At 63.5% G+C, this 13,787-nt stretch carries 13 protein-coding genes; 1 reads left to right on the forward strand and 12 read right to left on the reverse strand.

Annotated features, from left to right (window positions below; genetic code table 11):
- Positions 1–82 precede the first annotated feature (82 nt).
- The 9 genes from CK489_RS36810 to CK489_RS36850 form a co-directional block, all read right to left on the reverse strand.
- Positions 83–1,087: a TRAP transporter substrate-binding protein gene (locus CK489_RS36810; RefSeq protein WP_050631626.1), complete on the reverse strand. Its 1,005-nt coding sequence runs from the start codon at positions 1,085–1,087 to the stop codon at positions 83–85.
- Positions 1,088–1,543: 456 nt separating this feature from the next.
- On the reverse strand, positions 1,544–2,158 hold the full coding sequence (locus CK489_RS36815) for a hypothetical protein (protein WP_128089696.1): 615 nt from the start codon (positions 2,156–2,158) through the stop codon (positions 1,544–1,546).
- A gap of 49 nt (positions 2,159–2,207) precedes the next feature.
- Positions 2,208–2,735 (reverse strand): Spy/CpxP family protein refolding chaperone, encoded by a 528-nt coding sequence (locus tag CK489_RS36820; RefSeq protein WP_095735789.1) that lies wholly within the window; start codon positions 2,733–2,735, stop codon positions 2,208–2,210.
- A gap of 407 nt (positions 2,736–3,142) precedes the next feature.
- On the reverse strand, positions 3,143–3,715 hold the full coding sequence (locus CK489_RS36825; RefSeq protein ID WP_050631606.1) for a potassium channel family protein: 573 nt from the start codon (positions 3,713–3,715) through the stop codon (positions 3,143–3,145).
- On the reverse strand, positions 3,712–4,815 hold the full coding sequence (gene cax / locus CK489_RS36830) for a calcium/proton exchanger (protein ID WP_095735790.1): 1,104 nt from the start codon (positions 4,813–4,815) through the stop codon (positions 3,712–3,714). The genes CK489_RS36825 and cax overlap by 4 nt, the downstream gene beginning before the upstream one ends.
- A gap of 56 nt (positions 4,816–4,871) precedes the next feature.
- Positions 4,872–6,104: an HlyD family secretion protein gene (locus CK489_RS36835; protein ID WP_050631604.1), complete on the reverse strand. Its 1,233-nt coding sequence runs from the start codon at positions 6,102–6,104 to the stop codon at positions 4,872–4,874.
- Complete coding sequence (locus CK489_RS36840; RefSeq protein ID WP_094194363.1) at positions 6,097–6,513, reverse strand: hypothetical protein; 417 nt, start codon at positions 6,511–6,513, stop codon at positions 6,097–6,099. Before CK489_RS36840 ends, CK489_RS36835 begins: the two co-directional genes overlap by 8 nt.
- A 311-nt stretch (positions 6,514–6,824) precedes the next feature.
- Positions 6,825–8,036: an ABC transporter substrate-binding protein gene (locus tag CK489_RS36845; RefSeq protein ID WP_095735880.1), complete on the reverse strand. Its 1,212-nt coding sequence runs from the start codon at positions 8,034–8,036 to the stop codon at positions 6,825–6,827.
- A 115-nt stretch (positions 8,037–8,151) separates the two neighbouring features.
- On the reverse strand, positions 8,152–8,739 hold the full coding sequence (locus tag CK489_RS36850) for an exopolysaccharide biosynthesis protein (RefSeq protein WP_158226555.1): 588 nt from the start codon (positions 8,737–8,739) through the stop codon (positions 8,152–8,154).
- An 88-nt stretch (positions 8,740–8,827) separates the two neighbouring features.
- Between CK489_RS36850 and CK489_RS36855 the strand changes: the two genes are divergently transcribed.
- The gene (locus CK489_RS36855; protein ID WP_095735792.1) at positions 8,828–9,349 is read left to right on the forward strand and encodes a hypothetical protein; all 522 of its coding nucleotides are present in this window, start codon (positions 8,828–8,830) and stop codon (positions 9,347–9,349) included.
- A 52-nt stretch (positions 9,350–9,401) separates the two neighbouring features.
- Here CK489_RS36855 and CK489_RS36860 read toward each other — a convergent pair whose 3' ends face one another.
- The 3 genes from CK489_RS36860 to fdhF form a co-directional block, all read right to left on the reverse strand.
- Complete coding sequence (locus tag CK489_RS36860; RefSeq protein WP_095735793.1) at positions 9,402–10,106, reverse strand: substrate-binding domain-containing protein; 705 nt, start codon at positions 10,104–10,106, stop codon at positions 9,402–9,404.
- A 17-nt stretch (positions 10,107–10,123) separates the two neighbouring features.
- Positions 10,124–10,918 (reverse strand): dienelactone hydrolase family protein, encoded by a 795-nt coding sequence (locus tag CK489_RS36865; RefSeq protein WP_245350684.1) that lies wholly within the window; start codon positions 10,916–10,918, stop codon positions 10,124–10,126.
- 63 nt (positions 10,919–10,981) lie between these two features.
- On the reverse strand, positions 10,982–13,741 hold the full coding sequence (gene fdhF / locus CK489_RS36870) for a formate dehydrogenase subunit alpha (RefSeq protein ID WP_095735881.1): 2,760 nt from the start codon (positions 13,739–13,741) through the stop codon (positions 10,982–10,984).
- Between the last annotated feature and the right edge of the window lie 46 nt (positions 13,742–13,787).

Below are 13,787 nucleotides of genomic sequence, written 5' to 3' on the forward strand. Positions count from 1 at the left end.
CGTTGTGATTTGCGGTTCAGATCCGCGTTTTGTTGAGCATGATCCGTCCGGAAAACCGGAGTCTGGTTTTCCGGATCACGCCTCAGTTCATCGGGCTGCGGCCTGTCTCCTTGAGGAATTCGTCGATCAGCGGCTGGCCGACGCGCGAAGCCACGTCCTTGTAGACCGGCATCATCGCCTTGCGCATCGCTTCGTCCTGCTCGGGCGAGAGCGAGATGATCTCGGTCTTGCCGGCCTTCTTGATCGCTTCGAGCGCGTCGTCGTTCTCCTTGGCGGACTGGTTGTTGCCGAACTCGGTGGCTTCCTTCATCGCCTTGGAAAGCTGCTCGCGGATGTCGGCCGGCAGACCGTCCCAGAACTTCTTGTTCACGACCACGACGTAGCCGATGTAGCCGTGATTGGTGACGGTGGCGTACTTCTGCACCTCATGCATTTTCTGGGTGTAGATGTTCGACCAGGTATTCTCCTGGCCGTCGACGACGCCAGTCTGCAGCGCCTGGTAGACGTCGGAGAACGCCATCACCTGCGGGATCGCGCCGAGCGCACGGAACTGGGCCTCCAGCACCTTCGACGACTGGATGCGGAACTTGAGCCCCTTGTAGTCGGCCGGCGCGACCAGCTTCTTGTTCGCGCTCATCTGCTTGAAACCGTTGTCCCAATAGGCGAGCCCGGTCATGCCCTTGGAATCCAGCTTCTTGAGCAGCTGGGCGCCGAGCGGACCGTCGGTCACCTTGCGGAGCGCTTTCAGGTCGGGAAGGATGTAGGGCAGATCGAAGACTTCGAATTCCTTGATGCCGATCGGACCGAACTTCGAGTTCGACGGCGCCAGCATCTGCACCGCGCCGAGTTGCAGTGCCTCGAGCTCTTCCTTGTCCTTGTAAAGCGTCGAGTTCGGGTAGACCTCGACCTTCACCTTGCCGCCGGTGTACTTCTCGGCGAGTTCCTTGAACTTGTCGGCCGCCTTGCCCTTCGGCGTGTCCGAGGCCACCACGTGGCTGAACTTGAGGACGATCGGCGACTGCGCCGACGCCGGTCCGACAAAGGTCAAGGCCGCGATCGACGCCGCAGCCAAAATGAATTTACGCATGTTTCCTCCCGCGTAATTGCGGAGCACGAATTCCGGCCCCGAGACATCCGGTCGCACCATTACAGAGAAGCAACGACGATTGCCATTGCCCCTTTAGCAGGGGCTGATTGCGCCGTTGCTGCACTGCAAAATCCAGTGCGGCGGTATTCCCTGCGGCTCTTGCGACCGCTCGATGACTTCGCCACACGCTGTGCCCGGCCGCCGTCGCGCGGTCAATGCGGGGTTTGGCAATGGCGGGTTCGCCGGCCGCGAATGCTGGGTGCCCATCTGCACTGTCGTCCCTGCCGGTAGACGACACATCTTTTGACGCCTAAAGACCGCATCAACAGGAAGCTGGCCGCGTCCGCAAGCGGCCGGTGCCAGTGTGAATCGCACGGTTAATTTCTGAAACGACATCGGCGCAGGCGTCACGCCTGCGCCGATGCAGCCTGGATCGCATAATCGCGGTCAACGCGATTATCTGCTCCTTCCTTCCGTAACTGTGGAGCCGTTGATCATGGACTGGTTACTGATTGAGGTGCAGACCCGCGGAACGGGCTGAGGCGATCCCGAAAAGCTGATCTTCTGGACGAACGGCTTGTCCATTGCTGCTGCGATCCTCTTTCCGTCGTCGGAGACTCGGAACAGCCGGCTGTCCCCTTCGATGGAAAATTGTTTGCCAGCATTTGGACCAGCGTTGAGCTCGCCCTTAAAGGTACCGGGCTTGACGGTCATGCGATAGGCATTATCCCCCTCCTGCTCGTAAGTGAACGAGTAAGACATAGCGCCCGCGCTTACCGCCGCTCCAAAGGAATTGGGTGTTGGTGGAACAATGGTTACGAAGGTCTGCTTCGCTTCGCCGGTGCCGTCACCATGGTAGATGATCCGACCTTCAGTGGTGAGTTGACTGAGGTTTGTCTCGCCAATCGGTATCGTGAGGTTTCCATTGCTGTCTTGCTTGAATCCAGCCGGTGCCACCAGGCAAGTCTGGGCTCCTACAAGATAGTAAGTCCCCTTGAGATTGTCGGCAGCCGCCACACTTGCCGCACCGGATGCCACAACAATCGCTGACACAAATAGACTGGTTCGCATTGGTTTCTCCTAGAATCAGGTTTCGCGAACTGAATGCGGCAGTCGAATTCTAGTCTTCGTCGTCATCGGCCCGCATCATTGCCCTGCGTCGCTCGATGACATCGCTCATGTCGTGGAGTACAAAAATGGCAAGAGCCGCCACGCGCTGCCTCTGCTCGGGATTGAGCGTCTTGTAGAGCGGCTGCCACGCCTCGGCTAGCTTGTCCAAATCGGCGGATCGTTGAGCCAATGCTTCAGAGCGTCGTTGCAGAAAGGCGATTGGGTCACGATTACGCAAAGCTTCGATGCGGCTTTCGTCAGCTCGCCTGCCCACTGTTTCTTGCACCTTGGCTACGCGCGCTTTCCGATCCTCCGCTCTGGCACGTATCGCGCTCTCCACTGGCGGCCATAGTTTTTCTTGTTCGGCGGTCAGCTGCAACGCAGCCTTCGTGAGATCGATCCGCATGTCCGTGAGATTATTGCGGTCCGCTATGTTCAAGCGTTCCGAAGAGGCGGGAGCGGCTTGCGGACCCTGCGCGTTAGCAATCGACGATGCGATGAGGAAGAGTGCGGTTGTTCCAGTCACTATTCTCAACATTGGAAATCTCCTAAATAATGAGTGCCCCTCGAAAAAATTGGCATGTATCGCGCTGCTCGCGTTGACGACCATCAAGGAAATATTATTCCGACAGAGTCTCTGCCTGTTCACTGCCGACGCATTCGCTGCCATAGCATGCGGATTTTTTCTCCGATGGCTGCATGTCCAAGCGCACCACACCATCACGGGCAGTGCCGATCCGTGGCGAGGAGATGGACGGCCGCCTCGTTCGCGACTCCGCGCGCGAATCCGACGCCGGCGTAACGGTGCACCAGCACGGTTTCGCCGCTTTCCTCGAGTGCGCGGATGTCAGCGACGCTTCCAGCTGCGACAACCGGCAACACGGGACAAGTGAATCGCCACCCGACATCAGTCGCAGACGCGCGGGGCCGACCGCCGCTGTCGCGTCACCCTCCCCGCCTGCGCCCGGCAAGTCCTGCAAAGATGGAAAAGAACAGCACGTTATAAAGAACGCCAAATATGATCTGCACGCACACGGCGGCCTTTGCCCAACCTGATTTGGGGAAGATGTCGCCGTATCCTGTGCTCGTCATGGTCACGATGCTGAAATAGAGCGCGTTGCCGAGGTTGAGCTGAGCCGAGAAGGCGTCGGCGTCGCGGCGAACGATCAATGCGTAGATCACCGCAAAGCAGAACGCCGCAAGGCCATAGGCCGCCGTCACGTGAAGCAGAATTCTCCAAACCGGCGTTTGCTCAAGGTAGCGAACGCTGTCGGGACCGTAGATACCCTGAAGGGTTTTGGCGATGCGCCAGGCTAGATAGAGCCAGATCGCGAATACGCCCGCCTGAGCAGCGCCTCCGACGGCCGCTGTGAACGAGTTGTCAGGCAGAAAGTGCGGCACGGCAGCTTCGACCAGCAGGCCGACGACGCTGCAGGCAAACACCAGCGGTACGGCAAGCCGAACCCATCCGCCTGGCAAGCCTCGACGGCGCATGGCGTTGTCCGGCTGCCCGCTCATGAGCGCGCGACCCCGGGCGGCAGCACATACAGCGTCATGGCGAAGATCGCATAGATCAACAGCAGCATGACGCCGACGAACCAGGCGGAGCGGCCGCCGCTCGTGATGAAGCCGCAGGTCATGGTCGTCAGCATCACCATGACCACGGCACCGGGCCAGAATTGCAGGTCCATCGGCGCAGGGCCGATGACATAGCTCAGGATCACGAGCACCGGCGCCACGAACAGGGCGATCTGGGACGCGCTGCCGAGCGCGATGCCGACGCTCATGTCGAGGCGATTCTTGCGGGCCGCCGAAAATGCCACGGCCATTTCCGCGGCCGCTCCGACCAGCGAAACGACGATGAAGCCGATAAAGGCCGGTCCCATTCCGAGTGCCTGCCCTGCGCTCTGCACCGATCCGACGAATATTTCGCTGACCAGCGCGACGAGCACGGTGACGACGACGAGCGTGCCGACCGCAAGCCCGATCGGCCAGTTCGCCTCATGATCCGCCTCGCCGTGATCCTCGGTCGCGAACAGGCCCTTGTGCGTCCGCAGCGAGAACAGCAAATCGAGGCCGTAGGCAGCGATCAGAAGAAGCGCGAGGCCAAGGCTCAATCTTCTGGTCAAGGCACCGCCCTGCGCCAGCTCGAGCCCGGCAATCGCCGCCGGTGCAAGCAGCGCGATCGAGGCGAGCAGCAGCAGGGCCGCCTGCAGCCGCGCACCGGCGCGATTGAATTCCTGGAGCGGATAGCGCAATCCGCCGAGCAGAAAACACCCGCCCAGCATGAACAGCGAATTGGTGACGATAGCGCCGACGATCGACGCTTTGACCAGCAGATGCTCCCCTGCCTGAAGTGCGGCCACGGCGATGATCAGTTCGGTCAGATTTCCTAACGTCGCATTGAGCAGTCCGCCGATCGCATCGCCCGTCCTGGCAGCGACGCTTTCGGTCGCATGGCTGAGCAGCGCGGCCAGTGGCACGATCGCCAGCACCGCCAGCACGAACAGGGCGGTATGAGAGGAGGGCGCAACGAGTTCGACCGCCAGCACCGCTGGAACGAGGATCAGCATCCAGAGCAGCGGGCTGCGTCGAATTTCATCCAGCAAGGGCGTCATGACCCATCCTCCGCATGAGACAAGCTTCCGGGCAGCCAGCCGCCGCCACGGCAATCTCAATGCCCGCTCAGCACCAGCGTCTTGACCGGCAGCAGCAAGGCCTGGATACGCAGCAGCAGCGCGTGCACGAGCCCGGTCGCGTCGACGACATGCAGGGCAAAGCCCTTGAGCGCGCCGGTCTTCGGATCGGCGATCACATCGTGGTTGCTGGTGTAGGCGTTGACAATGCAGCTGGAGCCCGGCGTGACGCCTTCAAGCCCGCCCGCATAGAGCGGCTCCAGGAAAGTGAGGATCGAGCCCGGCTGGCGAAGGGCCTGCGGATCGAGCAGCTGCTCGCCGGAACGGAATTGACCGGCGGCGATATAGTCCTGCACGCCGGTGACGACGAGCGGGATGATCACCCAGGGTTTCGAAATGCAGGTCGCCTCCGCGATCATGCCGGGCCTCATGACCTGGGCCTCGATCTGGCCAAAGCCGGCCTGCAACACGCTGCGGCCTGCCTCATCGGGAATCAATACGCCGGCCGGTCGCATCATCTGGTTGACGACGTCGCCGGTCCGCAACAGGAACTGCTCGACCCGTCCGTCGACGCCGGCGCGGATATAGGTCTTGTCGAGATCGACCTGCGCTTCCGCCATCGATGCCTCCGCGCTCTCCTTCTCGGCGGGCAGCAGCGTGGAGACGCGCAAGCCCGCAGTCTCGCGCGCCGCGTTCGCGGCATCGATGCCGGCCTGTCTTTGATCGACCACGACCTGCAGCTTCTCGATGTCGCGTTGCGGCACGATGCCCGGATTGCGGCGCTGCAGTTCGCTCTTGGTATCCAGCTCGTCCTTGGCCTGCTGCCAGGACGCCTTGGCCTCGCCGACCTGGGCGTCCGCCTTGACCACATCGGCCCGCGCGCTGGTCAGCGACGCTTCCACCTCTGCGATTTTCCGCTTCGCCGTCTCCAGCGCGGCCCGCTGCTTCGAATTGTCGAGCCTGAACAGCACATCGCCCTTCTTCACGGCAGCGCTGTAGCCGACATTCACTTCGGCGACGCGGCCGGCCACTTCGGGGAGAATCGGCACGGTGCGGAAGTAGATCGCCGCCGAGGTGGTGGACGGATGATAGTAGAAGATCATGGTGATCAGCGCGATCGTCAGCATCAGGCAGCCGGTGATGCCCCATCTGAGCTCGTGCCAGACCGAAAAGAACGTGATCTCCTTGCCGAAGCGCTTGCCCTGCCGGTAGCGGCGATAGAGATAGTCCGGGAGGATGGTAACGAGGGAGCACAGCAGGAGCTCAAGCATGGCCCTGTCCCTCCTCTGCGGCGGCGACGGCGTCCGGCTCCGGCGGCGGCACGGACCTCGGCGGCGTGGCGTCGGCGATCCGCTCCACCGATCCCGCGATGGTGCGCAGGGGCGTGCTGAAGTCCGGCAGGTCGATCATCGCGAGCAGCAGGCCCGCGATCCAGAAGATGTGCATGTGGGTGAACAGCGAGATAAGGCCGAGCACGGCGACGATCTCGAACTGCAGCTTCTGCGACTTGTGCGCCATCCGCTCCGGCAGGCTGTGCAACTTCCAGTACAGCGTGCCGACATACAAGACGACCACAACCAGGAAGATGCCCATCACCACCATAAGGGTGTCGTCGCCATTGGGACCGGGGACGAAGAACGGCAGATGGTGAGGTGCCGCCGGATGCATTTGGCCGTTCACGACCGTCCTCCCTTGCTCGAAGAGCGAGGGCCATGCGTGGGCCCGTGGAGCTATGGTTCCCTAATGCTGGCGCTTTATCAAGGACCGTAGTTCCACGGTAGGTGAGTTGCAAGCTTGGGTTGAGGTTACCGCCCGGCCTCGGCCGCGGCGGCCGACCTCTGTGCCAACAAGGGACCAATATCAGCTGTGGGCCACGCGCGGTCGTGGCAGCCACCATCGCAACTGACACAACAAGGCGCTCCGAATGGGCGCAGCGATTTTGCTGCGCCCATGGATGCCGACCGGCATGGCTAGCTACGTCTCGCCAGTCCTCAGCGCGCCGCCGTGCTGATGTTCTCGCCGAAGAACTTCCAGGTCTTGCCGTCGAACTTCGCGAGCTTGAACGTGTCGAAGGTGGAGTAGTTGGTCGGCGACACCGAGACCGTGATGCCTGGAAGCAGCAGCGGCAGCGAGACCTTGTTGATGTTGGTGGCCTGCTTCAGCAAGTTCTCGCGCGTCAGCTCGTCGCCGCAATTCTTCAGGATGATGGCCGTGAACTGCGCGGAGAGATAACCGATCTGGTTGCTGCCATCGATCGGATTGCCCTCGGGATACCACTGCTTCATGAAGGCGAGATAGTCCTGCACGCCCTTGTCGGTATCCCAGGCCGGATCGCCCACCACCTTGGTGGCGAGCGCCGTCATCAGCCCGGTGGATGGTTCGAGGCCGGCGGGCTCGAGCACACCGCCGATCGAACTTGAGACCGAGACGATGAAGTGCGTCGGCTTCCAGCCGAGATCGGCAACCTTGCGGATCGCCTGCGCGCCGAATTTCGGCGTCGTGATCGTCATCAGCACGTCGGCGCCCGCGGCCTTCAGATTGACGATCTGGGAATCGATCGTGGGATCGGTCACCTCGTAGCTGAGCTCCTTGACGATGAGACCGGCCTTGTCGCCGAGCGCCTCCTTGAAACCCCTGAGATAGTCCTTGCCGAAGTCGTCATTCTGATAGATCACGCCGATCTTCGCGCTCGGCAGCTCCTTGAGGATGTACTTGCCGTAGATCTTCGCTTCCTGCGCATAGGGCGGATAGAACGGCGTGGTCCACGGAAACTCCTTCGGATCGTTCCACTTCGAAGCGCCGGTCGAGATCAGAAGATGCGGGATCTTCTTGCTGTTCAGATATTTTTGAATCGATGAATTGGTCGGCGTGCCCAGCGAGCCGATGTCGGCGAGGATCTCATCCTGCTCCACGAGCTTGCGCGTCTGCTCCACCGTCTTGGGCGGGCTATAGCCGTCGTCCATGCTAAGCAGCGTGACCTTGCGGCCGTTGATGCCGCCCTGGCTGTTGATCATCTTCCAGTATGCAGCTTCGGCCCGGCCCTGCGTGCCATAGGCCGAAGCCGGACCACTATAGGGCATGGTCTGCCCGATCTTGATTTCGGTATCGCTGGCGCCGGGATCGTATTTCTTGTCGGCAGCAGGAACCGCCGACGTGGAAGCAAGGCTGAACGCGGCGATCGCCGCGAGCGTGATGCAACGCATCTTGTTCTCCCCATTCGCGTCGCTGTTTGCCGCGACGTCCGGCGAGATAATGATCATGCCCGCACGAGATGTCGACCCCTCATGCCGGGACAGCTGCCTGCATCGGCGTCGAAGGTCACAACCCCAACCAGCTCATCACCGCTCCGAACGATGCCCAGAGCGTCCATCCGAGCCCGAGCAGGCAAAGCAGCGCCGCCGCCATCGCGATAGTGAGCAGCAGGCCGTCCTCCTGCAGATAGGCGATCGCGATCAGCACGACCACCATTCCCGGAATGACGTTGACCAGCGGCAGCGGCCAGCCTGCCGAGAAGGCCAGCAGAAACACCACCAGACCGACGAGGCGGTCGATCACGTCGCGACGCGCGTCCCAGCGCGGCCGGCTGATGCGTTCGATCGCCTGCAGCATCGGGCGCACAAAGACGGTGAACCGCTTGAAGCGCTTGAAATCGAACTGCCGCTTCGAGACGAAACTCGGAAACGCCGGCGCGCTGCGGCCAAACATCATCTCGACCGCCGGAAACAGCAGCGCCAGCGTCGCGATCGTCGCGACGCCGGGAATGATCACCAGCAGCCCCAAAAGCAACAGGAGCAGGCCGAACGACCGCTTGTCCAGGTTGCTGAGGAGCCATTCGAGATCGACGGGGCCGTCCGGTGCTTGAGCGACGAGTTCCTCAAGAAGCTGGGACGTGTGCGTGGGGGCCAATGGGGCTCCGGACGAGGGGGACATGCCTGCAAAGTGGTCAGACTCGGCGTCGATTGCAACTGCTGCCGAAGCGGACTAGGAAGCATAGGTGACCAACGATTCCGATCAGGCATGGCACCGCCATGCGCCGACAAGCCCGATTCCTGCCGCTCGCCGCCGCTGGCCGTGGTTCCTGCTGGTCGTCATCATCGCCTGTGTGGGCGCCGGGGGCGTCTACGCCTGGCCCCAGATCGCACCGCTGGTTCCGTCGCTCGGCAACGCCACGGCCAGCGACAAGGCGGCCGCAGGCGACAAAGAGACATTGCCGGATCTGCTCGCGACCCAGCAGAAGCTCGAGGACGACATCGGCGCGCTCAGCAAATCGATGGCCGACCAGCAGGACCAGTTGAAGACCATCGTCGACCAGTTGGCGGCCCTGACCTCGAAGGTCGACGCGCTGCAGCGCCCCGCTCCGGCTCCCGTGCCGGCGCCGGCCGTCGTCGAGCCGCCGCATGCCCCGGTCGCGCAGGCCGCCCCGAAGCCGCGAAAGCCGCCGGCTCGGGCGCCCAAACCGTCAGGTCCGATTTCGACCGGGGGTGCGCCGCTCAACGTCGCGCCCGGCAATCGCTGAGCCGGACGTCTCACAGCAGTTCATGATCGACGCAGCCCGGTCGCAGCCGCAGTCAGCCGCGGGGCCGCTGCATGCCTGCCCGCCTGATGGCCGCGAGCAGGAGATCGGTATCAGAGGAAAGAAAATCGATCAGGCGCCCGGCCGCTTCAGGCGCGGTGGAGTCGCTGACGATTGCGGCGGTGAAGGTTTGGACAAGCTGGAGATCGGGAGGCAGCAGACCCACGACCTCGATACCGGTCTCCTGCACCAGCTCGCTGGTCGGCCCGATCGAGAGATTCGCCCTGCCCGCGCGCAGCGCTTCGGCCGCCTCGGTGCCGCGCGCCTCGAGGGTGAGCGTCACCGTGTCCGGCAGGTTCAACTTCGGGACGACCTTGTCGCGAAAAAACTGTCCGCTGGTGCTGCTTGGCGCCACCACCCGGCCGGCGTCGATCAAGGCTTGCCTGAGCGCGGCAGCACTGCCGATGTCGGGCCTGGGCGAGCCGGCCCGAACCGCGGCGGCCAGCGGCGCCGTCGCGAGGCCCGATTCGGATCCCGCACGAATCCGCCCGTCTTCGTTCAGCCCGCGCAGGCCCTCGCGCGACAGGATCACCACATCCGCCTTGGTGCCGTGCGCAAGCTGGTGCCTGATGGTTTTCGGGCCGGTGCCCTCCGACGCTCCGGATCCGGTCTCCACCTTGATGCCGGTGCTGCGCTCGAATTCAGGCAGCACCTCGCGGTAGACCGCAGCGAAGCCGCCCGAAATGATGACCTTGATCATGCGGGCGGCCGGTCCGCTTATTTCTGCAGGTTCGCGGCAAACAGCTTGGCTGCTTCGGCCTTGGATTCCTGATCGGCCTTGGCGTCGTATCGGAGCGGCAGGTTGAACTTCTTGCCGAGCTCGGTGGCTTCGGGGTTGGTGAACGCGTGCACCGCGCCGGGATATTCGATGATCCGGTAATCGGCCTTCGCCGCGTCGAAATCCTTCTTCAGCGCATCGTATTGCTCGCGCTTCACGAACGGGTCGTCCGCACCGTTCAGAATCAGGATCTTCGCCTTGACGGTACCCGGCGCCGGCGCGGGAGTATTCAGCCCGAGCGATGCGTGGAAGCCGGCAACGGCGGCAAGATCAGCGCCGGTGCGCGCCATGTTGAGCACGACCGCGCCGCCGAAGCAGTAACCGACGGCGCCGATCCGCTGCGGATTGACGGAAGGCTGCTTGACGAGTTGCTCGCGCGCGGCGTTGAAGCGCTGCTCCATCACCTTCGGGTTCTTCATCACCGAGCCGGACAGCGCGCCGGCATCCTTCGGGTTGTCGGCGGTCTTGGCGTCGCCATACATGTCGGCGATGAAGGCGACATAGCCCTGCTCCGCGAACTTCTTCGCCTCGTTGTGGATATGCGGGGTGATGCCCCACCATTCATGCACCATGACGATGCCGGGCCGCTTGGCCTGGGTTGCGTCGTCATAGACCACGAAGCCCTTCATCGTGGTCTCACCGTCGGTGTAGGTGACCGGCTCTTCCTTCACCGCCGCGTGCGCGCTCGCCATCATTGCGATGGCACAAAGGGCTCCCACGATATTCGTTCGCATAGCCGATCTCCCGCGATTTTGGCCGACCAGACAGGTCGACATCTTCACATTGTATTCGGACGGCTATTCCGCCGCCGTCCGGATATCGATCTTCTCGGCGCGGACCGCGCAGAACTTGAACTCCGGAATCTTGCCGAACGGATCGAGCGCCGGGTTGGTCAGCAGGTTGGCTGCGGCTTCCGCGTAGCAGAACGGCATGAAGACCATGTTCTCGGGCACGTCGCGGTCGGCGCGCACCTTGACCTCGACCGCGCCGCGGCGGGTCTCGAGACGGATGAAGTCGCCGGGGGCGAGCCCCTTCTTGCTCATGTCCTTCGGCGTCATGAACGCGACCGCCTCGGGCTCGATCTGGTCGAGCACCTGGGCGCGGCGCGTCATCGAGCCGGTGTGCCAGTGCTCGAGCACGCGTCCGGTCGACAGCACCATCGGGTACTCGTCGTCGGGCAGCTCGTCCGGCGGGATCACCTTGGCCGGCACGATCTTGCCGCGGCCGCTCTCGGTCGGGAATCCGGTGGTGAAGATGATCTCGTTGCCGGGCTTGTCCGGATCGTCGACCGGATAGGTCACCGCGCCCTCGCGCACTAGGCGCTCCCAGGTGATGTTCTTCAGTGACGGCATCAGCTCGGCCATCTCGGTGAAGACCTCGCCGGGTCCCGCGTAATTCCAGGGCAATCCCATCCGCTTGCCGATCTCCTGGATGATCCAGAGATCCTGCCGCGCATCGCCCGGCGGCTTGATCACCTCGCGCGCCAGCTGCACGCGGCGGTCGGTGTTGGTGAAGGAGCCGGATTTTTCGGCGAATGCCGAGGCCGGCAGGATCACGTCGGCGTGGAACGCGGTCTCGGTGACGAACAGGTCCTGCACCACGAGGTGATCGAGCTTGGCGAGCGCCTCGCGCGCGTGCTGCAGGTCGGGATCGGACATCGCGGGATTTTCGCCCTCGACATACATGCCGTGGATTTCGCCGGCGTGGATCGCATTCATGATCTCGACGACCGTCAGCCCGCGCACCGGATCGAGCTCCTGGCCCCACAATTTCTCGAAGGCGCCGCGCATGTCGTCGCGGCCGACCGGCTGATAGTCCGGCAGGAACATCGGGATCAGGCCGGCGTCGGAGGCGCCCTGCACGTTGTTCTGCCCGCGCAGCGGATGCAGCCCGGTGCCGGGGCGGCCGACCTGGCCGGTGATCAGCGCCAGCGCGATCAGGCAGCGCGCATTGTCGGTGCCGTGGACGTGCTGGCTGATGCCCATGCCCCAGAAGATGATCGACGACTTGGCGCTGGCGTAGGCGCGCGCGACCTCGCGCAGCGTCTCGGCGGGAATGCCGCAGATCGGCGACATGCGCTCCGGCGTGAACTCCTGGATCTTGGCCTTGAGGTCGTCATAGCCCTCGGTGTAGCCGGCGATGTACTGCTCGTCGGTCAGGCCTTCGGTGATGATGGTGTGGATCATCGCGTTCAGCATCGCGACGTCGCTGCCGGGCTTGAAGGCGAGATGCTGCGTGGCGTGGCGCGACAGGGTCTGCCGGCGCGGGTCCATCACGTAGAGCTTGGCGCCGCGCTTGGCGGCGTTCTTGATGAAGGTCGCGGCGACCGGATGGTTCACGGTCGGATTGGCGCCGATCACCCAGATCACCTCGGCGTCGGCGGCGGCTGCGAACGGCGCCGAGACAGCGCCCGAACTCAGTCCCTCGAACAGCGCCGCCACCGACGAGGCGTGACACAGCCGCGTGCAGTGGTCGACATTGTTGGAGCCGAAGCCGGTGCGGACCAGCTTCTGGAACAGATAGGCCTCTTCATTGGAGCCCTTGGCCGAACCGAAGCCGGCGAGCGCCTTGGCGCCCTTCTCGTCGCGGATCTTGCGCAGGCCCGCCGCGGCAAGGTCGAGCGCTTCTTCCCACGATGCTTCGCGGAAATGGGTGTAGGGATTGGCCGGATCGACCTGGTCGTTGGCATCCTTCTTGACGCCGGGCAGCCGCACCAGCGGCTTGGTCAACCGGTTGGGGTGATGGATATAGTCGAAGCCGAAGCGGCCCTTGACGCAGAGCCGGTTGTGATTGGCGGGACCATCGCGGCCTTCCGCATAGATCACCTTCTCGTCCTTGACCTCGTAGGTGACCTGACAGCCGACGCCGCAATACGGGCACAGCGAGTCGACCTTGCGGTCGGGCCAGGTAACGCGGGTCTGCTTGTCGTCGAGCATCACGGCCGGCATCAGCGCGCCGGTCGGACAAGCCTGCACGCATTCGCCGCAGGCGACGCAGGTCGATTCGCCCATCGGGTCGTCGAAGTCGAACACGATCTTGGCATCGTGATTGCGATAGGCCATGCCGATCACGTCGTTGACCTGCACCTCGCGGCACGCCCGCACGCAGAGGCCGCACTGGATGCAGGCATCGAGATTGACGCGCATCGCCGGATGGCTGGTGTCGGCGTGCCAACGCTCGGCCGCCGGGAAGCGGCTTTCGGTCACGCCGGTCTTCTCGGCCCAGTGCCAGAATTTCGAGTCCGGATCGTGCGAAGTCTCGCGCGCCGGCTGATCGGCGACGAGCAGCTCCATCACCATCTTCTGCGCCGCGACGGCGCGCTGGCTCCCCGACTTCACCTTCATGCCGACCGAAGGCGTTCGCTTGCACGACGCCGCCAGCACGCGCTCGCCCTCGATCTCGACCATGCAGGCGCGGCAATTGCCGTCCGGCCGATAGTCCGGCGCGGGCGAATAGCAGAGATGCGGGATTTCGGTGCCTTGGCGCTTGGCGACCTGCCAGATGGTTTCGCCGGCCCGCGCCTCGACCTGTTGCCCGTCAAGCTCGAACTGGATCATCTGCGGCCCGCCGCCCGTTCCGCCAATTTTGCCGATCGGCTCGCTG

Origin of the sequence: Bradyrhizobium sp. UFLA03-84 (genome assembly GCF_002289535.1) — a bacterium.
Lineage (GTDB): Bacteria > Pseudomonadota > Alphaproteobacteria > Rhizobiales > Xanthobacteraceae > Bradyrhizobium > Bradyrhizobium viridifuturi.